At 61.3% G+C, this 19,525-nt stretch carries 17 protein-coding genes; 5 read left to right on the forward strand and 12 right to left on the reverse strand.

Annotation, left to right across the window (positions count from 1 at the left end; genetic code table 11):
• Position 1 precedes the first annotated feature (1 nt).
• Positions 2-3,517, forward strand: coding sequence for a transcription-repair coupling factor (gene mfd, locus CN933_RS05220; protein WP_018094974.1), 3,516 nt, complete (start codon positions 2-4; stop codon positions 3,515-3,517).
• Between the two features lie 72 nt (positions 3,518-3,589).
• On the opposite strand, the gene CN933_RS05225 is transcribed toward mfd, so the two are convergent.
• The 5 genes from CN933_RS05225 to CN933_RS05245 form a co-directional block, all read right to left on the reverse strand.
• Positions 3,590-3,811, reverse strand: a complete 222-nt coding sequence (locus CN933_RS05225; protein ID WP_018094973.1) for a hypothetical protein — start codon at positions 3,809-3,811, stop codon at positions 3,590-3,592.
• On the reverse strand, positions 3,808-4,602 hold the full coding sequence (xth, locus tag CN933_RS05230; RefSeq protein ID WP_102761320.1) for an exodeoxyribonuclease III: 795 nt from the start codon (positions 4,600-4,602) through the stop codon (positions 3,808-3,810). The genes CN933_RS05225 and xth overlap by 4 nt, the downstream gene beginning before the upstream one ends.
• 4 nt (positions 4,603-4,606) lie before the next feature.
• The gene (locus tag CN933_RS05235) at positions 4,607-4,783 is read right to left on the reverse strand and encodes a hypothetical protein (protein WP_018094971.1); all 177 of its coding nucleotides are present in this window, start codon (positions 4,781-4,783) and stop codon (positions 4,607-4,609) included.
• A gap of 176 nt (positions 4,784-4,959) precedes the next feature.
• Positions 4,960-6,198, reverse strand: a complete 1,239-nt coding sequence (locus tag CN933_RS05240) for an alpha/beta hydrolase (RefSeq protein ID WP_026168595.1) — start codon at positions 6,196-6,198, stop codon at positions 4,960-4,962.
• Positions 6,199-6,298: 100 nt separating this feature from the next.
• Positions 6,299-7,741, reverse strand: a complete 1,443-nt coding sequence (locus CN933_RS05245; protein ID WP_018094969.1) for a DUF1254 domain-containing protein — start codon at positions 7,739-7,741, stop codon at positions 6,299-6,301.
• Positions 7,742-7,999: 258 nt separating this feature from the next.
• Here CN933_RS05245 and CN933_RS05250 point away from each other — a divergent pair, with 258 nt between their 5' ends.
• Positions 8,000-8,929, forward strand: coding sequence for an AraC family transcriptional regulator (locus CN933_RS05250; protein ID WP_026168594.1), 930 nt, complete (start codon positions 8,000-8,002; stop codon positions 8,927-8,929).
• A gap of 88 nt (positions 8,930-9,017) precedes the next feature.
• On the opposite strand, the gene CN933_RS05255 is transcribed toward CN933_RS05250, so the two are convergent.
• Positions 9,018-9,683 carry a DsbA family oxidoreductase gene (locus CN933_RS05255; protein WP_018094967.1) on the reverse strand — a complete coding sequence of 222 codons (666 nt, stop codon included), beginning with the start codon at positions 9,681-9,683 and terminating at the stop codon, positions 9,018-9,020.
• A gap of 82 nt (positions 9,684-9,765) precedes the next feature.
• A complete protein-coding gene (locus CN933_RS05260) occupies positions 9,766-11,580 on the reverse strand; it encodes an extracellular solute-binding protein (RefSeq protein WP_018094966.1) in 1,815 nt (604 codons plus the stop codon).
• Positions 11,581-11,899: 319 nt separating this feature from the next.
• On the opposite strand from CN933_RS05260, the gene CN933_RS05265 reads away from it, so the two are divergent.
• Positions 11,900-12,529 (forward strand): invasion associated locus B family protein, encoded by a 630-nt coding sequence (locus CN933_RS05265; protein WP_018094965.1) that lies wholly within the window; start codon positions 11,900-11,902, stop codon positions 12,527-12,529.
• A 163-nt stretch (positions 12,530-12,692) separates the two neighbouring features.
• On the opposite strand, the gene hspQ is transcribed toward CN933_RS05265, so the two are convergent.
• The 3 genes from hspQ to CN933_RS05280 form a co-directional block, all read right to left on the reverse strand.
• Positions 12,693-13,022 (reverse strand): heat shock protein HspQ, encoded by a 330-nt coding sequence (gene hspQ, locus CN933_RS05270; protein WP_003528052.1) that lies wholly within the window; start codon positions 13,020-13,022, stop codon positions 12,693-12,695.
• Positions 13,023-13,202: 180 nt separating this feature from the next.
• Positions 13,203-14,612, reverse strand: a complete 1,410-nt coding sequence (glnA, locus tag CN933_RS05275; protein ID WP_018094964.1) for a type I glutamate--ammonia ligase — start codon at positions 14,610-14,612, stop codon at positions 13,203-13,205.
• Between the two features lie 82 nt (positions 14,613-14,694).
• Entirely contained in the window at positions 14,695-15,033 is a 339-nt protein-coding gene (locus CN933_RS05280; protein ID WP_003528058.1) for a P-II family nitrogen regulator, read from the reverse strand.
• Between the two features lie 346 nt (positions 15,034-15,379).
• On the opposite strand from CN933_RS05280, the gene CN933_RS05285 reads away from it, so the two are divergent.
• On the forward strand, positions 15,380-16,864 hold the full coding sequence (locus CN933_RS05285) for a bifunctional ADP-dependent NAD(P)H-hydrate dehydratase/NAD(P)H-hydrate epimerase (protein ID WP_018094963.1): 1,485 nt from the start codon (positions 15,380-15,382) through the stop codon (positions 16,862-16,864).
• A 121-nt stretch (positions 16,865-16,985) separates the two neighbouring features.
• Here the strand turns inward: CN933_RS05285 and gpt are convergent, their stop codons facing one another.
• Both gpt and CN933_RS05295 read right to left on the reverse strand, forming a co-directional pair.
• Entirely contained in the window at positions 16,986-17,483 is a 498-nt protein-coding gene (gpt, locus tag CN933_RS05290; RefSeq protein ID WP_015007526.1) for a xanthine phosphoribosyltransferase, read from the reverse strand.
• A 169-nt stretch (positions 17,484-17,652) separates the two neighbouring features.
• Entirely contained in the window at positions 17,653-18,414 is a 762-nt protein-coding gene (locus CN933_RS05295) for a competence/damage-inducible protein A (RefSeq protein ID WP_018094962.1), read from the reverse strand.
• Between the two features lie 161 nt (positions 18,415-18,575).
• On the opposite strand from CN933_RS05295, the gene wrbA reads away from it, so the two are divergent.
• Positions 18,576-19,175, forward strand: a complete 600-nt coding sequence (gene wrbA / locus CN933_RS05300) for an NAD(P)H:quinone oxidoreductase type IV (RefSeq protein WP_018094961.1) — start codon at positions 18,576-18,578, stop codon at positions 19,173-19,175.
• The last annotated feature ends 350 nt before the right edge of the window (positions 19,176-19,525 follow it).

The following is a 19,525-nucleotide window of genomic DNA, read 5'->3' on the forward strand; positions in this document are numbered from 1 at the left end:
CATGACGATGATACCTGGCCTCGACCCTAGGAAGATACTTGCGGCGACGCGGGAAATTACCATCGGCCCGGTTCCCACAGGCGCCGAGGCGCTCGTTCTTGCCGAGCTTGCCCGGGCCGGGGCACCCGTCGCCTATATCCTCTCCGATGGCCAGAAGGTCGCCGACCTGGAACAGGTGCTCGGTTTCGTTGCTCCAGACATACCGGTCCTGACGCTGCCCGGTTGGGACTGTCTGCCTTACGACCGCGTCTCGCCGAGCGCCGACACCTCGGCGCGCCGGCTCGCCGCGCTGAGCGCGTTGATCGCCCACCGCAGGAAACCGCATCCGGCGATCGTGCTCGTCACCATCAATGCAGCGCTGCAGAGGATCTCACCGCAGGATGTGATCGAAAGTCTCGCCTTCACGGCACGGCCCGGCAACCAGATCCGCATGGACGACCTTGCCGCCCGGCTCGAGCGAAACGGCTTCGAGCGGGTCCCGACCGTGCGCGAGATGGGCGAATTCGCCGTACGGGGAGGCATCCTGGATGTCTATGTACCCGGCAGCGGCGAGCCTTTGCGCCTCGACTTCTTCGGCGACACGCTCGAGGCGATCCGGTCCTTCGACCCCGCAAGCCAGCGCACGATCGGGCAGGTCCGGTCCCTCGACCTCAATCCGATGAGCGAGGTATCCCTGACGCCCGAGACGATCAGCCACTTCCGAAAGCAGTATCTTTCTCTCTTCGGGGCGGCGACGCGCGACGACGCGCTTTATCAGGCCGTGTCGGAGGGACGACGCTATGCCGGCATGGAACATTGGCTGCCGCTTTTCTACGATCGGCTCGAAACGGTCTTCGACTATCTCGACGGCTTTCGCATCGTCACCGACCACCTGGCGCGCGAGGCCGCGGCAGAGCGCTCGAAGCTCGTTCTCGACTATTACGACGCCCGCCTCGCTTCGGCTTCGCCGGGCAAGTCTCAGGTCACCCAGAGCACGCCCTACAAGCCCGTGCCGCCGGACATGCTCTATCTCACTGCGAAAGGCTTCGGCGAAGCCCTGAATGATCGCAATGCGATCCGCCTTTCGCCCTTTACCGAACACGAGGGCGAAGCGCGCCAGGTCGTGAACATCGAAGCGCGTCAGGGCCTGCGTTGGGCCAAGCCGGCGGGCGAGGCCGATACCGATGGCACCCGCACCAACGTTTTCGATCAGGCCGTGAAGCATATCGCCGAGAAGCGGGCAAAAGGCGCCAAGGTCATCGTGTCCGGCTGGACCGAAGGCTCGCTCGACCGGCTGCTTCAGGTTCTGGCCGAGCATGGTCTCGCCAATATCCGTCCGGTCAAGGCGCTCGCGGATATCGGTTCGCTGAAGCCGGGCGAGGCCGCATCCGCGGTTCTAAGCCTCGAAGCGGGATTTGAGACGGGTGATCTCGTCGTCATCGGCGAGCAGGACATTCTCGGCGACCGTCTGGTTCGCCGCTCCAAGCGCCGCAAGCGAGGCGCGGATTTCATCGCGGAAGTGACCGGTCTCGACGAGGGGAGTTATGTCGTGCACGCCGAGCACGGCATCGGGCGCTTCGTCGGCCTCAGGACGATCGAGGCCGCCGGCGCGCCGCATGACTGCCTCGAGCTCGTTTATGCGGACGATGCCAAGCTTTTCCTCCCGGTGGAAAACATCGAGCTCCTGTCGCGCTATGGCTCGGAAGGAACCGATGCGGTCCTCGACAAGCTCGGCGGTGTCGCCTGGCAGGCGCGCAAGGCCAAGCTCAAAAAGCGGCTGCTCGATATGGCCGGCGGCCTCATCCGCATTGCTGCCGAAAGACATACGCGCCATGCGCCGGTCCTTGCGGCACAGGACGGTGTCTACGACGAATTCGCCGCCCGCTTCCCCTATGACGAGACCGAGGACCAATTGAACTCGATCGATGCCGTCCGCGACGATCTCGGCCGCGGCCGGCCCATGGACCGTCTCGTGTGTGGCGATGTCGGCTTCGGCAAGACGGAGGTGGCGCTGCGGGCCGCTTTCATCGCGGCGATGAACGGCGTGCAGGTCGCCGTGGTCGTGCCGACGACACTGCTTGCGCGGCAGCACTACAAGACCTTCTCCGATCGTTTCCGCGGCTTGCCGATCCGAATTCAGCAGGCCTCGCGGCTGGTCAGCGCGAAGGATCTGGCGCTCACGAAGAAAGAGGTCGCCGATGGCAAGACGGACATCGTGGTCGGCACGCACGCGCTGCTCGGCTCGTCGATCAAATTCGCCAATCTCGGCCTGCTCATCATCGATGAGGAGCAGCATTTCGGTGTCAAGCACAAGGAACGCCTGAAAGAGCTGAAGAGCGACGTGCACGTTCTCACGCTCTCGGCGACGCCCATTCCGCGGACGCTGCAGCTTGCCCTCACCGGAGTGCGCGAACTGTCGCTGATCACGACGCCGCCGGTCGACCGCATGGCGGTGCGCACCTTCATTTCGCCCTTCGATGCTTTGGTGATCCGTGAAACTTTGATGCGCGAGCACTACCGCGGCGGCCAGAGCTTCTATGTCTGTCCGCGGGTGAGCGATCTTCCGGAAATCCATGATTTCCTGAAATCCGACGTGCCGGAACTGAAAGTTGCCGTGGCACACGGGCAAATGCCGGCGACCGAGCTCGAAGACATCATGAACGCCTTCTACGAAGGGCGCTACGATGTGCTCCTCTCGACGACGATCGTTGAGTCTGGTCTTGACGTGCCGACCGCCAACACCCTGATCGTGCATCGTGCCGATATGTTCGGCCTTGCCCAGCTCTATCAGCTGCGCGGTCGAGTAGGGCGCTCCAAGGTCCGCGCCTTCGCGCTCTTCACGCTTCCCGTCAACAAGACGTTGACCGGGCCGGCGGAACGACGCCTGAAGGTCCTTCAATCGCTTGACACGCTCGGAGCCGGGTTCCAGCTCGCCAGCCACGACCTCGACATCCGCGGAGCGGGCAACCTGCTCGGCGAGGAACAGTCGGGTCACATCAAGGAGGTCGGCTTCGAGCTCTACCAGCAGATGCTCGAGGAGGCGGTTGCCGAACTCAAGGGCGAGGAGGAGATCCACGATACCGGCTGGTCGCCGCAGATATCGGTCGGAACCCCGGTGATGATCCCGGAGGAGTATGTGCCGGACCTCAATCTGCGGCTCGGCCTTTATCGGCGCCTGGGCGAGCTGACCGACCTCAAGGAGATCGACGGCTTCGGTGCGGAGCTGATCGACCGTTTCGGGCCGCTGCCGACGGAGGTACAGCACCTCCTGAAGATCGTCTACGTCAAGTCGCTCTGCCGCACGGCGAATGTCGAAAAGCTCGATGCCGGACCGAAGGGCGTCGTGGTCCAGTTCCGCAACAAGGAATTTCCAAATCCCGCGGCACTCGTGGGCTACATCGCGAAACAGGGAACAATCGCCAAGATCCGCCCGGACCAAAGCATCTTCTTTCAGCGCGACCTCGCAACACCGGAGAAACGGCTTTCCGGCGCAGCGATGGTGATGACGCAGCTTGCAGCGCTCGCTAGAGCCGGATGAGGAAAGGTGTACGCGGTTGATCGCGACCACCAATTTCGTAAACCCGTTCCGGACGGCGACACCGTGCTGCGATCAATCGTCCGCGGCGGGCCAATTGTTGGACGGTTCTTCGATGACCTGTTCGCTGACGGAGTCGGCGGGATCGGGGTCTCGCTCGTAGGCGAGCCGAAGCTGTCCGATCTCGTCAAGAATGGCGGCGTAGACATCCTGTTGGCGCGCGCCGACAACGACGGCGGCGTCGACCAGTTTTTCCAGTTCGAGGCGCAGCTCGGCACGCCAATCTTTCATCGTCATCGACCTTCCTCCTCAGCTCCATCTGAAAGTTCGATCCAGGCCGGCGCGTGATCGCTTGTGTGCTCCCATCCCCGGACATGCTTGTCGACCCCCGCAGCCGAAAGCCTTTTGGCGACATCCGGGCTGAGCAGGAAGTGGTCGATGCGAAGGCCGGCATCCCTCACGAAGGCATTTCGGAAGTAGTCCCAAAAGGTGTAGACGCGCTCGCCGGGATGAAGCTGCCGGAGGGCATCCGTCCAGCCCTGTCCAAGCAGGCGATGATAAGCGTCTCTGACCTCGACGCGGAACAGCGCGTCGTTCACCCAACGCTCCGGTTTGTAGACATCGAGTTCCGTCGGCATGACGTTGTAGTCGCCAGCGAGGATCACCGGCACGTCGAGTTCCAGCAGTTCTGCCGCGTAGGCCGTCAGCCTGTGGAACCATGCCAGCTTGTATTCGAACTTCGGTCCCGGATAGGGATTTCCGTTGGGCAGATAAAGGCAGCCGATCACGATGCCATCGATGGCTGCCTCGATATAACGGCTGTGCGTATCGTCCGGATCACCAGGCAGGCCCTTGCGCGTCGGCATTGGCTCCCTGTCTCTGGCGAGGATCGCCACGCCGTTCCAACTCTTCTGGCCGTGCCAGATCGCCCCGTATCCGGCAGCCTCGATGGCCTTGACGGGGAACTTCGGGTCTGGTGCCTTCAGTTCCTGAAGGCAGACGACGTCGGGGGACGCCTCCTCCAGCCACCGAAGCAGGACTTCCAGACGGCCATTCACCCCGTTGACGTTATAGGTGGCGATCTTCACGGAGCTAGTTCTTGCGATCGCCCTTGTCGCCCTGGCCGGGCTTGGCATCGTGTTTCGCCTTCTGTTTCCTGTCCGACGACAGGGAACGGCCGACATCCACCGATTGTTTGAACTTCCCGCTTTCGTCGCGCCGCACGTAGCGCTTGTCGGTCCCGGTATCGATGAGTTCGCGCTTCGACATCACTGCCTCCGTTCCTCAGCTTGCCCGACAGAACGCACGGAAAGCCGAAAAGTTACAAACCACTGGCCGCCGCGACATAAGCTTTCCTGTGATCCGGCTTGTCTGCCGTGGACCACATGGGGTTGCAGTATGTGGATCCCGCTTGGCGCTCCCCAGCACGCAATGTCGGCCGTGTTTCATCTCACGCCGGCGAATGAGTCGACGTGATGAACGTAATTCCGCCGCGTGTTCTGATCGACGAGGGCAGCGGGAGCGGCAACGACCAGTCCTGCGGCCGTTCCGACGGAATGGGCGGCCCCGGCGGTCGCCGCGACGATATGGTCCCCGAGCCCCAGGCGACTGTCGGTCAAGGTCTGGCCGCTGGACAGGCGGCTACCGATCAGTCGTACGATTTCGGGGGACTCCGCGAACTTGGTATGGTGCAGATTGTCGCCTGCCTTGATTTTAGTGAGGTCGACGACGGTGATCCCATTCGCCGCCAGCTCCTCCTTGTAGGGCGACTGCTCCGGATCGATCGCTCCCAGCCGGGAGACATTTCCCCATACGCGACGCGAAACGGCGAGCGCACGGTCGTCACGCGAGACGAAGAGGGTGAAGCGCGGCCGTTGCTTGCCCATGTCGGCGATCTGCGAACCGAAGACGTCGACATCGACGTCCGGCGCCGCCAGCATGACATTCCTGAACTTTGCCGGCAGCCCGTCGTTGCGGATGGCCATCTGGCGCAAGGACTCCAGCGCCAGCCAATTTCCCATCGAATGGGCCAGGATCGAGACTTCCTTGACCTGGGGATCACGCGCCAGATACTGGAATAACCGTTCTACTGCGTTGCGAGTATAGTTGGTGCTTTCGCGATCATAGCCATAGGCCAGCAGACTCCCGCGTGACGGCCATGTCGCGAGCACCGGGACACTGCGCGCGCCCGAGTCATGGACGATCTGCGCGAAACGGAAAACCGCATCCTCGAAATGGTTGTTGAACCCGTGGATAAAGACAAGGACACTGCCGTCCGGGCTCTTGCGCACCTGGCTGTTCAACCATTTTTCGGCCGCACCGCGGTCGATTTCCTCAGCCTTCAGTGTTGCGAAATCCGTCTCGGGATTCGGTGGAAGCTTGCGCGGCCAGGCGACTTCGCCGGCCTTGCGGACCGTGTCGGACGGAATAGACACGGTGATGTCTGCGAATGTCGGGCTAAGCGCGCGCTCGCCGCTGAACATCTCGCCCGGTTTTTCCGCCCTGCCTCGGGTGGTGGTGACCAGCATCTCGACTTGAGCGGCCGACGGATTGGCCGCTACCGGCTCGAGCACCCCTGTCGGGCGGCCCGCACATGCGGAGAGCAGCATCAGGCACAAGACGCACGGCAAAGACGGCCATGATGGTACGCCGCCCCTGGCGTTCCGGTTAAGGTGCCGCGCCAAATCGATTACTCCTGTAAAATACCGTATCCACGCCGGCAGGAAGAGGAGCGGCGATCGAACAATTCGCCGCTCCCAGGTTCTCAAGCGCCCAATACAGACATCAACTCACCTTCTTCACGGGCGGTATCGTCCAGGAACCGTCGATAATGGAGGGATTGCCCTCGTCAGGCCAATACAGGCGCATCATGAGGATAAATTTTCCCTTGGGGGCCGGCAGCCAGTTTGATTCCATGTCCGGTCCCGGGGATTCATGCTGAATCAGCAGGTCGATCGAGCCATCCGGATTGGCCTTGAGCGGTTGCCGAGCGCTGATCGAATAGCGATCGAGCGGATTGTCGACGAAGAAGTACTCCGCATCATACATGGTCAAGGACCAGAAACCCGAAACCGGCGGCGTAAGCCCCTTCTTGAAAGTCAGGACGTATTTCTCGGATCCATCGTATGCCCGCTTGATCACGCCGCTGTCGGACTTCAGCGAGGTGGGGTAGATCGCATCCTGTGGCCGGTTTGCCCCAAGCCCGATCGCGGTGATCAAGGCACGCTGGAGATAATTTGTGCCGTAGATGCCTGTTTTCGTGGTGAAGCCCCAGCCGTCGATGTCCTGAACGTCGCCATCGCTGAATTTGAAGTGCATCATGATGCGCGCAAAACCGACCTCGGGGACGCGCTTTGCGAAGGCTGGATCGAACTTGGTCTTGTCGAAATCCCGGCCGGGAACAATGCCCAGTTCAGCAAGCTTGGCCACCATGGGCGCATCTGCGTCGGTGGGCGGATTCCGTTTCAAGAGTTCAGCGAACAGCGTGAAGTATTCGACGGCGTCCATATTGTTGACCTGCTCGCGAACGGCGGTCTTCATGTCGATCGCCGGATCGACCTTGCCTGGGGGCGCTTTCCAGTCCTTTCCCCAGGCGCTCAAGGGGTAGAGCTTCACTTCATCCTGCAGCTTGTGGACTTCGGCGTAGTCTTCTGGGGTTCCGGTGCAGTAGATGCGCCCGAGCAACCAGACGATACTCGTCGGAGACTTGTATTGCTTGACCCCTTCCGGGAGCGCGCCTTCCCATCCGGGACCGGTAACCACGAAGGTCTGTGCGCCCGTGCCCGTGGTCCGCTTTCCGGGAACGTCGAACACGGTCGTCCAGCCATCCAGCATCGGAAACAGGGCATAGCGATCGTTCAGGTCGGGCAGGCTGACCACCCACGGTTCATCACCGACGTCGAAGAATGCGGTCGTATAGAGCGTATCGGCGTTGGGCGCCGTCACGTCACGGAACTTGGCGTCCGGATATCGGCGCAGCTTGATGATATGCCCCATCGGGCCCCGGGTTCCTTCGGTCTCGGCGACGTTGGTGATCACACGCCTGGTGATCTCCATGGTCACAAGAGGATAGGCATAGATGTAAGCCTCCACGGCCGATGCGAACTCGTCGAGACCCTCCGGCAAATTCGCGACCAGCCCATCGCGGGCGGTCGCCGGCGAACCTATGGAGCCCGCCGCCATCAGGCCGAGACCGGCCACCGTCAATTCACGGCGCGTAATATTCATTGTACCCTCCGATAATATCGATTTGTGACGAAATGCTTCAAGTTCGGTCGATGCAGATCACGGCGTAACGGCCGCCATAAGGTAATAGACCCCGCCAAAACGCCGGAGAAATCTTGCTACGACAACTTAATCGCGAAAGATTTCCAACGAAGTTGCATACTGCTATAGTGCGTGTATTTCGTCTTGCCTTTTCATGCCAAGTTTGGTCCCCGAATGTTGAATCCTGCACCCTCGATCAGGATCAGGGCTTTCCTGCCAATTGCGCCCTATCTGGCCCAACGCGGTGTCTCGGCGATCGAATTCTGCGATCGCCTCGGCATCTCGCCGAACGTGTTCCAGAACGCAGACGGCTGGCTTCCCCGCGCCCAGTGCTTTCACATGGCCAACGAGCTGGCGAAGGTTGCGGCGGATCCGTTCGCGGGCGCGCATGTCGGCTTCATGACTGAACTCCGCGATCTCGGCGTGTGGGGACAATCGGTTCTCGCGGCAAGAGACGTGGCCGCCGCATGCGCGCTCGCGACCGTCAACGTGCCTACCATCCACCGCGGATCGGAGGTACGCTTCATGACGGAAGGCAAAACCGCTCGAATTGTCTTCCGCTTCGCGGACCGTTACGAGTTCGATCCCCGGCAGTTCATCTTCGGCAGCCTGGCGGTACTTCGCAAAGTGCCGCTTATGGCCGGCGAACCCTCCGCGATAAGGGTTCGGCTGACAGCTTCGAGAATGCTCGGAAACGCGGCGCTGGAGGAGTGCTTGGGGTCCAACATCGAAACGGGATGCGACCACGACATGATCGAGTTCGATCGGGAGTTGCTCGACCTACCTCTCAAAACCGCCGGAACTCGGCCTTCGAAGGCGACAGAGGCCCTAGCTTCCGCGGTAGAGGCGGCGAAGATGCTCAGCGAAAGGCTGTCCGATGGTCATGCGCTTGGACTGGAGACCGTCGCGAGAACCCTTGGCATGTCGGCTCGGTCCCTGCAGCGGCGCCTCAAGTTTTGCGGCGTCGATTTCGAGGAGTTGCTTGATGACACGCGCCGCAGTGAGGCAATCCGGTTGATCTGCGAAGGTGTTCATAGCATGACCGACATCGCCTTAAGGGTAGGCTACAGTGATTCCGCGCATTTCACCCGCGCGTTCAAACGCTGGACGGGAGTAGCGCCATCCCGCTTCCGGACCGATCGGAAATGACCGGTTGTGGCTAACCGCGCGGAAAAGAAGGTTCTCCCGATACGGTGAAACGCCGCCGTTCCACGCGGAATTTGCTCTCTACGCAAGCTCAGTGAGCCGGATGCTCGGCTTTCATCTGCGCGATCTCGCGCAAAGCGCTGGTCAGCACCTCGACCGACTGCGCCCCCATGACCGCATATTGCTGCTCGATGATGAAGCAGGGAACGCCGGTCACGCCGATTTCCCGGGCCATGCCGATTTCCTGCCTTACGGCGTCCTTATCGGCGTCTGAAGCGAGGAGGGCCGCGATAACCGGCCTTTCGAGGCCCGCCTGTTCGGCGATGTGGAGGAGGACGGCATGGTCGCCGAGGTTGCGACCCTCTTCGAAATTCGCCTTGAACAGCAGGCTCACCACCTGGTCCTGCGCCGCTTCGCCGCCGGTCGCGGCCCAGCGGATCAGCCGGTGCGCATCGAGCGTGTTCGGGCTGACCTTGACGGCATCGAAATCGAAGGCGATGCCGTCTTCCACACCGAGGCCTTCGAGCATCCGGTGCGCCTCGTCGACCGCGGCCTGACCGCCGAGCTTGGCCGCCAGGTGCTCTTTATGGTCGACGCCTTGCGGCGGCAGATCGGGATTGAGCTGGTAGGGACGCCACTGGATAGCGACGTTGATCTCGCCGGCGACATTGGCGATCGCCTGGTCGAGGCGATTCTTGCCGAGATAGCACCAGGGGCATACGACGTCCGAGACGATATCGATATTGACGGTTTCCATGGTGCCGGCCTTTCGCTTTACCAAAACTGCGACATAGGCCGGCCGGAAACATCTTTCAATGCATCAGCGAACGGGTGCCGGCCTACTGAACACGCTCGTCCCACCAACTCGGCAACTGATAACCGTAAAGCGGTACCGTCGTCGGCCGGCCGATATGCTTCCACCGGGCAATCCATTGCGCATCGAGATGGTAAAGCGGAACAAGATAGGAATTGTTGACGAGGAGCCGGTCGTGCGCACGAACGGCGGCGGTGAAGTCCTCGGGGTTGCGCGCCTGCAGGATGTTGTTGATCAGTTTATCGACGTCCTTGTCGGCGACGCCGGCGAAGTTGTCGCTGCCTTGCCGGTCCCGAGTCTGCGAACTCCAGCGATTGATCTGTTCGAGACCGGGGGAGAGCGACGAGGGGAAGGATTTGATGATGACGTCGAAATCGAAGGATTGGCTGCGCAACTGATATTGTGAATCGTCGACGGTGCGAACCCTCGCTGCGATGCCGAGCGGCGCGAGAAATCGCTGATAGGCAAGCGCAACCTTCTCCTGGCCGGCATTCTGGCTCATGATCTCGAAAGCGAGCGGCGTACCCTTGGCGTCGACCATCTTGCCGTCCTTGATGGAGTAGCCCGCTTCGCGAAGAAGCGTCACCGCTTCCCGGAGCACGTTGCGATCGCGACCCGAGCCGTCCGTCACGGGGAGCCGGTAGGTGCCGTCGAGGATCGCCGGATTGATGCGCTCCCTCACGTCCCCCATGAGGTCCAGTTCACGATTGTCAGCCGCCACCCCGAGGAAGGAAAGTGTCGAATTCTGCCAATAACTCTGCGTACGCGTATAGGCGCCGTCGAAGAGATTCTTGTTGACCCATTCGAAGTCGAAAACGAGAGCGAGCCCCTGCCTGAGCTTGATGTTGTCGAACATCGGCCTGCGCGTATTGAAGACGAAGCCGAGCATGCCGGACGGTGTCTTCGGCTTGAACGTTTCCTTGATCACGTCGCCGCTGCGAACGGCGGGAAAATCGTAGGCGCGGGCCCATTTCGTTGCGCTGCCCTCGGCGTAGATGTCCACCACACCCTTCTTGAAGGCCTCAAACAGGGTGTTCTCCTGCAGGAAATATTCGACGGAGATCTCATCGTAATTGTCGAGGCCCACCTTCGAGGGCAGATCCTTGGCCCAATAGTCGGGGTTGCGGCGATAGACGATCCGTTCGCCAGGCCTGACTTCCGCGACCCGGTAGGGACCGGAGCCGAGCGGTGGCTCCAGGCTCGTCCGATCGAACGTCTCGACGTCGATCGCATGCTTCGGCAGCACGGGCGAAAGTCCCAGCAACAGCGGAATCTCGCGATCGGCCTCCTCGGTGAAGGTGAAGCGCACGCCACGTTCCCCGACCTTCTCCATCTTCGCAACCTTGGAGAGGCGGTTGCTGAAGGGTGCGCGCCCTTTGTCGCGCAACAATTCGAAGGTGAAGATCACGTCTTCGGCGCTCACCGGCCGGCCGTCGGCCCAGCGCGCCTTGGGATTGAGGTTGAACTGGATGAAGGTGCGGTCATCGTCCCATTCGACGGTTTCGGCGAGCAGGCCGTACATCGTGAATGGCTCGTCCTGCGAGCGCTGCATGAGGGATTCGTAGACCAGGTTGCCAAAGCCCGGGTCCCACATGCCGCGCGCGGTCGTGCGCATGCTCTTCAAAATGAAGGGATTGAGGCTGTCGAACGTGCCGACGACCCCGTAGGCGACCTTCCCGCCCTTCTTTACCTGCGGGTTGACATAAGGGAAGTGCTTGAAATCGGCAGGCAAGGCGGGTTCGCCATGCATGGCGATCGCATGCACAGGCGCGGCCAGAGCGCCATTGGCAAACATGCTGGCTGCCAGGAGCATCACCAGGCCGGAAACAACTGCGCGCAACTTCACCTCCCGTGGGGATTCAACAGGCCGATTCCGCGCAAGGTATCAATGCGGGAGCGCATTTCCAACCGGCGCCGGGTCGGGAAAAGAACAAAGCAGGCTCCTGCCACATCCCTCGCCGGTTCGAAAGGGCCGCTCAAAGCAAATGATTGCACAAAATCGCAACAAACACTGGATAAACCGCACGAGCCAATGTAACAGGTGTTTCCGGAATCGGGGCCATTCAAATGCCTCATTTGGCCAACAGGACAACGGCGGCTGACGATACTCACTCTGCGGAACTCTGTTCCGTGACCGGATTTCAGGAGACGGAATCACAATGATCTTCAAGTCGAACTTCACCACACGCGCGGAATTGGCAGCGCTGGCGCTTTCTTTCGCAGCAGCCGGTGCGCCGAACGTCGCATCCGCGCAGCAGGCGGGAGGCAAGCCGCCGCAGGGTTGGTTCAAGGTCTGCACCAAGCAGGAAGACAACGATGTCTGCATCGTCCAGAACCTGCTCACCGCCAATAACGGCCAGCTGGTGACGGCCGTCGGCCTCATTACCGTCTCCGGCAAGGTCAATCGCAAGGTCATGCAGGTTTCCGTACCGTCCGCGCGCATGATCCCGCCCGGCGTTCAGATGCAGATCGACGGTGGCAAGGGCGTCAAGCTCGACTACGCGATCTGCATGCCCGACAAGTGCGTTGCCGAAGCGCCGCTCTCCGACGCGCTTATCGCGCAGCTGAAGAAGGGCAACGAGGTCGTCTTCACCTCCGTCAACTTCCAGCGCGCTCCGAACCCCATCAAGATGACGCTCGAAGGCTTCACCGGCGTTTTCGACGGCGAACCGATCGAGCAGTCCCAGCTTGAAGAGCGTCAGCGCCTGCTGCAGGAAGAGATGCAGAAGAAGGCAGAAGACGCCCGCAAGAAGCTGGAAGAGGCGCAGAAGGCTGCCAAACAGCAGTAATCGTCAGCTTCTCTGAACAGGTAAAACGCCCGGCTCGGTTCACACCGAGCCGGGCGTCTTCGTACCTGCTTCCGCCGGCGAAGTTGCGGCCACTCTGCGCATTTTCAGCCCGGCGCCGAGCGGATGCGGTAGCTACCCGCACGCACCTTTTGCTCATTCCGCTCTAATGCTGATAGGTGGCCTTCGGCTTGTAGTGTCCGGCGTCGGCCTTTTCGAACAGAGCGTCCACCTGGGGGTGCCGGATCGGCCTGTCGCTGTCATCGGAAACGAGGTTCTGTTCCGAAACATAGGCGACGTATTCGCTTTCATCGTTCTCAGCAAACAGGTGATAGAAGGGCTGGTCCTTTTCGGGCCGGATCTCCTGCGGAATCGCATTCCACCATTCTTCGGTGTTCGCATATTCCGGGTCGACGTCGAAGACGACGCCGCGGAACGGGAACATCCGATGGCGAACCACCTGTCCGATCTCAAACTTGGCGTTTCTTTGTTTCATGACGCAACACATCCTTTCAGACAGTTATCTGGGTTGTCGCATATGGAACATCAAGAGGTCCGGTCCTCCGGTAGCGAGGCTTCCATCGGCGTCGAACTGAAAAGGCGGGCTTCGGATGAAACCCGCCTTCCTCGTTTCATCTTGCATGGACAGAACCTGTGAGGGCCGTCCGCTCCGCCATCAGACGGAATAGTACATGTCGTACTCGACCGGGTGCGGCGTCATTTCGAAGCGCATGACTTCCTGCATCTTCAGTTCGATGAAGGAGTCGATCTGGTCATCGTCGAAAACGCCGCCGGCGGTCAGGAACTTGCGGTCCTTGTCGAGGCTTTCGAGCGCTTCGCGCAAGCTGCCGCAGACGGTCGGGATCTTCTTCAGTTCCTTCGGCGGCAGGTCGTAGAGGTCCTTGTCCATGGCCTTGCCGGGGTGAAGCTTGTTCTTGATGCCGTCGAGACCGGCCATCAGCATGGCGGCAAAGGCGAGGTAGGGGTTCGCCGTCGGATCGGGGAAGCGGACTTCGACGCGCTTCGCCTTCGGGTTGGTGCCGAAGGGGATGCGGCAGGAGGCCGAGCGGTTGCGGGCCGAATAGGCAAGCAGAACCGGTGCTTCATAACCCGGGACGAGGCGCTTGTAGGAGTTCGTCGACGGGTTGGTGAAGGCGTTCAGGGCCTTGGCATGCTTGATGATGCCACCGATGAAATAGAGGCAGGATTCGGAAAGCCCGGCATATTCGTCGCCGGCAAAGGTAGGCTTGCCGTCCTTCCAGATCGAGAGATGCACGTGCATGCCCGAGCCGTTGTCGCCGAAGATCGGCTTCGGCATGAAGGTCGCGGTCTTGCCATAGGCATTGGCGACCTGGTGCACGACATATTTGTAGATCTGCATCTTGTCGGCGTTGCGCACGAGGGCATCGAACTTGACGCCGAGCTCGTGCTGCGCCGCTGCCACTTCGTGGTGATGCTTTTCCACCGTCACGCCCATTTCGGACAGCACGGTCAGCATTTCGGAGCGCATGTCCTGGCTGCTGTCGACCGGCGGAACCGGGAAATAGCCGCCCTTGACGCGGGGGCGGTGACCGAGGTTCCCCGTCTCGTAGTCCGTGTCGTCGTTGGAGGGAAGTTCGGAGCTGTCGAGCTTGAACCCGGTGTTGTACGGATCGGCCTTGTACTTGACGTCGTCGAAGACGAAGAATTCCGCTTCCGGACCTACGAAGATGGTGTCGCCGATGCCGGACGCCTTGAGGTAGGCTTCTGCCTTCTTGGCCGTGCCGCGCGGATCGCGGTTATAGGCTTCGCCCGAAACCGGATCGAGAATGTCGCAGAAGATGACCATGGTAGACTGGGCGAAGAACGGGTCCATATGCGCCGTTTCCGGATCGGGCATGAGCACCATGTCGGATTCGTTGATAGCTTTCCAGCCGCCGATCGAGGAACCGTCGAACATGACGCCGTCGGCGAACATGTCTTCGTCGACGCAGACGACATCCATCGTCACGTGCTGCAGCTTGCCTTTGGGGTCGGTAAAGCGCAGGTCTACGAATTTGACGTCGTTTTCCTTGATCTGCTTCAGAACTTCATTCGCAGTCGTCATTTGTTGCAATTCCCTGTGTGATGACGAGGATTGGAAAAACGGGGCCGGACGGCCCCCGGATCGGTGAGATCGCCGGACGCGATCAGATGGCGTCGAGACCGGTTTCGCCGGTGCGGATGCGGATCACTTCTTCCACATTGGATACGAAAATCTTGCCGTCGCCGATGCGGCCGGTTTGCGCGGCATTGCGAATGGCTTCGATCACGGCCTCCGCATTTTCATCCGCCAGCACCACTTCGACCTTCACCTTCGGCAGGAAGTCGACGACGTATTCTGCGCCGCGGTAGAGCTCCGTGTGTCCCTTCTGCCGCCCGAAGCCTTTGGCTTCCGTGACGGTGATCCCCTGCAGGCCGACCTCCTGAAGGGCTTCCTTCACTTCGTCGAGCTTGAAAGGCTTAATGATCGCTTCGATCTTTTTCATGAGAAAATGTCTCTCCGCTTCTCCCTTTAAAGCAGGTTCTGCCCGCTTGGCCTCACACTATGCACGTAGCGTGCCACTTTTGTAGCGGAATGACGCGCAGATTGCGAAATTTCCAGTGGTAACGCGATAGGTGCCGATGGGGCAGTGGCTTCTGCAGCGGCATTCTGCCTATTTTTTATGAGGTTTTGCGTGTTCGACCCCGTTGTGCGACGAAGGACCGCTGCGTTTCGTGGTCGAAGCATGTTATTTGAGCACTTATAGTGTGCAATTGCATATTTTTTAGTCACGTCACTTTCCGTCAACGCTGCTCTTGTCTTGCGCTTTCGGTCGGGCTTAGATCGTTTCCATGCTTCACGCGCTTTCGAATATCCTCGTGACCCCGGCGGAAATGACAGAGGTCGACAAGGATGCCGCGCGCTCGGGGATCGACAGCTTCTCGCTCATGCGTTCGGCGGGGACGGCCGTATCGGCCGCCGCCTTGCGGCTTTACCCGGAAGCATTGCGCTTTGTCGTGCTTTGCGGCCCCGGCAATAACGGCGGCGATGGCTATGTCGCCGCGGCGGCGCTCGCCGAAACCGGCGCAAACGTCGCCGTCTTCGCGCTCGGGGACGCGGCGATTCTGAAGGGCGACGCCGCGCGGGCGCGCGATGCCTGTGCGCTGGTGGCCGGACCCCTCGACGCCTACGCACCGCAATCGGGCGACGTCGTCATCGACGCACTTTTCGGGGCGGGGCTTGCGCGCGACGTGCCGGAGGAGGCGAGAACGATCATCGAGCAAGTGAATGCGAGCGGAGTACCGGTCCTCGCCGTGGACCTGCCATCCGGCATCGACGGGCGTACGGGCGAAATCCGGGGCTTGAGCTTCGTTGCGGCTCACACGGTGACGTTCATGGCGGCCAAGCCCGGCCATCTGCTGATGCCGGGCCGCGCCCGCTGCGGCACGCTTGAAATCTTCGATATCGGCATTCCTGCAAGGCTCGTTGCGGACAGAGCCGGCGATCTCACCGTCAACACGCCCGCGCTATGGGAGCGACACCTCGGCGCGCTGGATCCCGCGACCCACAAATACAAGCGCGGCCATCTCGCCGTGCTTTGCGGCGGACCGGTTTCGACCGGGGCCGCGCGGCTATCGGCCGCCGCGGGCCTGCGCGCCGGTTCGGGGCTGGTGACGCTTGCTTCTCCCACGGAAGCGCTTGCCGTCAACGCGTCGCACCTCACCGCCATCATGCTCAAGGAAATCAGCAACACTGCCGGCCTTGCCGCCTGGCTCAAGGACAGACGCCTGAATGCCTTCGTTCTCGGACCCGGCTTCGGGATCGGTAAAAAGGCGCGGGATTTCGTGCTCATGCTCTGCGGTCGCGCGCTGGTGCTCGATGCCGACGGGATAAGTTCGTTTCGAGAGGGCAGGGAGCAGCTTTTCGACAGGATCGCGGCAGAGGGTGGCGAGGTGGTGATGACGCCGCACGAAGGGGAGTTCGCCCGGCTCTTCCCGGATATCGCCGAGGATGCGGCGCTGTCCAAGATCGAGAAGGCGCAGGCCGCAGCAAGGCTCAGCCATGCCGTGATCGTCTATAAGGGTGCGGATACGGTCGTTGCCGCGCCATCGGGCCGGGCCGCTGTCAATGTCAACGCGCCGCCCTGGCTCGCGACGGCAGGTTCGGGCGACGTGCTTGCGGGGATCATCGGCGCTCATCTGGCACAGGGAATGCCTGCCTTCGAGGCGGCAGCGGCCGCAGTCTGGCGCCATGGCGAGGCGGGCGTCGGGGCCGGCCGCGCGGCAACGGCCGAAAGCCTTGTCGAGTGCATAGCGCCGCTTGGAGAGAATGCTTAGAACGCCGAGCGTTGTGCCAGGAGAACACTTCCAGGAAAAGCGTGTAACGTTCCGTCCCGAAGTGCGCACTTTAAAGCGCTAAGGTGTTTTATTACGCCGATGAACAGTGAAACGATCTGCGCTAGCCGCGCGTGCCCTTGGCGATCGGTTCCTGGTAGGTGAAACCGAGGTCCCAGGGGAAGTAGATCCAGGTATCCTGGCTGACCTCGGTCACGAAAGTATCGACGAGGGGGCGACCTTTCGGCTTTGCGTAGACCGCGGCGAAATGCGCCTTCGGCAGCATCGCACGAACCTCGGCGGCAGTCTTGCCGGTATCGGTCAGATCGTCGACGATGAGAACGCCTTCGCCCCCATCCTTCGCGATCTCAGGTGAGATGCTCTTGAGCACCTTCATCTGACCCTGCGTGTCGTAGTCGTGATAGGAGGCGATACAGACCGTTTCGATCATCCGGATGTTGAGTTCCCGGCTGACGATAGCCGCCGGAACAAGGCCGCCGCGCGTGATGCAGACCATCGCGCGCCATTCCTGTCCGTTGTCGGCCAACCGCCAGGCCAGGGCGCGGGCGTCACGGTGAAACTGATCCCAGGATACAGGAAAGGCTTTCTCGGGAAGAGACATGGCGGACTCCGGCTCTCTTGCGCTCTCGGCGATAGGCGTTGCTGCAGTTCGACGGCCACGCCGCCGACACTTGTTCATGCCTGATGCAATAGCGGCAATGAAGCCGAAAGTGCAAGAGCCAGTGCGGCCGCGAGCACCGCGATCTGCAATGATTTCGCGGCCGCGGAGTTCAGGGCTGGTTTTTCTCGCGCGAGCTGCCGATCGCCTCGATCATCGCGATCACCCCGGCTTCGGCGGCGCCAAGGACCGCGGCATCGCGAGCCCGGATCACGATATCCGTCGAGAAGCTCTTGCCGTCGAATTTCGGATAGGAGCCGATGCTCGTTTCGGGATGGTTCTTCTGCACCTCGGTCAGCGGCGCTCCGATGTCGCCCTCGCCATAGGGGGAGCGAACCGTACGGGATAGGACGGGCGTGCCGGCCTCGAGACTCGGCAACAGCGCGTCGAGCATCGCCTGGAACACCTGGGGCACGCCGGCCATGACATAGACGTTCTCGATGGCGAAGCCGGGCGCGGTCGATACCGGATTGGGAATGTGGGTCGCGCCATCAGGCATGCGGGCCATCCGCTTGCGCGCTTCGGTGAACTCCATGCCGCGGCGCTCGTACATCGCGCCAAGCAGCTCCATTGCCTTCGGCTCGTGAATGCACTCGACCCCGAAGGCCTTCGAAATCGCATCGGCAGTGATGTCGTCATGGGTCGGACCGATGCCGCCGGACGTAAACACGTGGCGGTAGCGGCTGCGCAACGCATTGACCGCCTCCACAATCGCGTCCTGATCGTCGGCGACGATGCGCACCTCGCGCAGATCGATTCCGACCATCGTCAGCATATCGGCAAGGTGGCCGATGTTCTTGTCCTTGGTCCGGCCGGAGAGAAGCTCGTCGCCAATGGCGAGCATGGCGGCGGTGACGATCGTGGGGCTGGTCATTGGCGCTCCGGGCGTATTCGGATCGCGAACGCGATCTCGTCGGTGTTGAAAAAAGCTGAACAGTCTGTCGACCATCCCTGCACTGGCAGTGGTATGTGTTTTGATAAATCCTGCCGGCCGCGGCGATCAAGCGGAATTGCCGGACAACAAGGAGTATCGTTTTGGCTAGAGTACTGGTTCTTTACTATTCGGCCTATGGGCATATCGAGACGATGGCCTATGCGGTCGCGGAAGGTGCAAGATCGGCCGGCGCCGAAGTGGTCGTCAAGCGCGTTCCGGAACTCGTGCCGGAGGACGTGGCGAAGGCTTCGCATTTCAAGCTCGACCAGCCGGCACCGGTCGCGAGGGTCGAGGAACTGGCGGATTACGATGCGATCATCTTCGGCGCGGGCACCCGCTACGGGACTGTCGCTTCGCAATTGCGCAACTTTATCGACCAGACCGGCGGCCTCTGGGCAAAAGGCAAGCTCGTCGGGAAGGTGGGCTCCGCGTTCACCTCGTCGGCGACCCAGCACGGCGGCCAGGAATCGACGATTCTTGGCCTCATTCCCACGATGATGCATCACGGCATGGTGGTCGTCGGACTTCCCTATGCCTTCCAGGGTCAGATGGGCATTGAGGAAGTCAAGGGCGGCTCGCCCTATGGCGCCTCGACCATTACCGGCGGCGACGGTTCGCGGCAGCCGTCCGCGGTCGAACTCGAAGCGGCTCGCTTTCAGGGTGCGCATGTCGCGCGGATTGCAGCGAAGCTTGCAGACTGACGATCTTCAACGTTCGTGCGCGGCTCCCGATCGAGCCGCGCGCTTTTTTAGCGGGCGATTCGCATCACAACTCGCCCATCGGCGGGGTCGCCGAACATCGACCGAGAAGCATTCGCAAATGTGGCCCAATGGGGCAATTTTGTGTTAACATCGCAGCATTCGGCATCAGAAATGCCCGACGGCGACGTGCGCTTTTTAGGTAGCCACGGTCGCTACAGCACTTGAATGGCTGCGGCGCTTCTCAAACCGGCTCCGATTCAGGGAAGCATGCGGCAATAAGGAGGAGCATAAGGGGCCCGCGCGGCGCGGCCCGTCGAGGGCAGGGACTGTCCTTGAACATCCATGGGAGT

The organism is Sinorhizobium sp. M4_45, assembly GCF_002885915.1.
GTDB classification, from domain to species: domain Bacteria; phylum Pseudomonadota; class Alphaproteobacteria; order Rhizobiales; family Rhizobiaceae; genus Sinorhizobium; species Sinorhizobium meliloti_A.

Excerpts from the sequence above, each read along its gene's own strand:
- mfd (WP_018094974.1), top strand. The coding sequence starts at position 2 with ATGACGATGATACCTGGCCTCGACCCTAGGAAGATACTTGCGGCGACG.
- CN933_RS05225 (WP_018094973.1), bottom strand. The coding sequence starts at position 3,811 with ATGACGATGAAAGATTGGCGTGCCGAGCTGCGCCTCGAACTGGAAAAA.
- CN933_RS05235 (WP_018094971.1), bottom strand. The coding sequence starts at position 4,783 with ATGTCGAAGCGCGAACTCATCGATACCGGGACCGACAAGCGCTACGTG.
- CN933_RS05245 (WP_018094969.1), bottom strand. The coding sequence starts at position 7,741 with ATGAATATTACGCGCCGTGAATTGACGGTGGCCGGTCTCGGCCTGATG.
- CN933_RS05255 (WP_018094967.1), bottom strand. The coding sequence starts at position 9,683 with ATGGAAACCGTCAATATCGATATCGTCTCGGACGTCGTATGCCCCTGG.
- CN933_RS05265 (WP_018094965.1), top strand. The coding sequence starts at position 11,900 with ATGATCTTCAAGTCGAACTTCACCACACGCGCGGAATTGGCAGCGCTG.
- hspQ (WP_003528052.1), bottom strand. The coding sequence starts at position 13,022 with ATGAAACAAAGAAACGCCAAGTTTGAGATCGGACAGGTGGTTCGCCAT.
- glnA (WP_018094964.1), bottom strand. The coding sequence starts at position 14,612 with ATGACGACTGCGAATGAAGTTCTGAAGCAGATCAAGGAAAACGACGTC.
- CN933_RS05280 (WP_003528058.1), bottom strand. The coding sequence starts at position 15,033 with ATGAAAAAGATCGAAGCGATCATTAAGCCTTTCAAGCTCGACGAAGTG.
- CN933_RS05285 (WP_018094963.1), top strand. The coding sequence starts at position 15,380 with ATGCTTCACGCGCTTTCGAATATCCTCGTGACCCCGGCGGAAATGACA.
- gpt (WP_015007526.1), bottom strand. The coding sequence starts at position 17,483 with ATGTCTCTTCCCGAGAAAGCCTTTCCTGTATCCTGGGATCAGTTTCAC.
- CN933_RS05295 (WP_018094962.1), bottom strand. The coding sequence starts at position 18,414 with ATGACCAGCCCCACGATCGTCACCGCCGCCATGCTCGCCATTGGCGAC.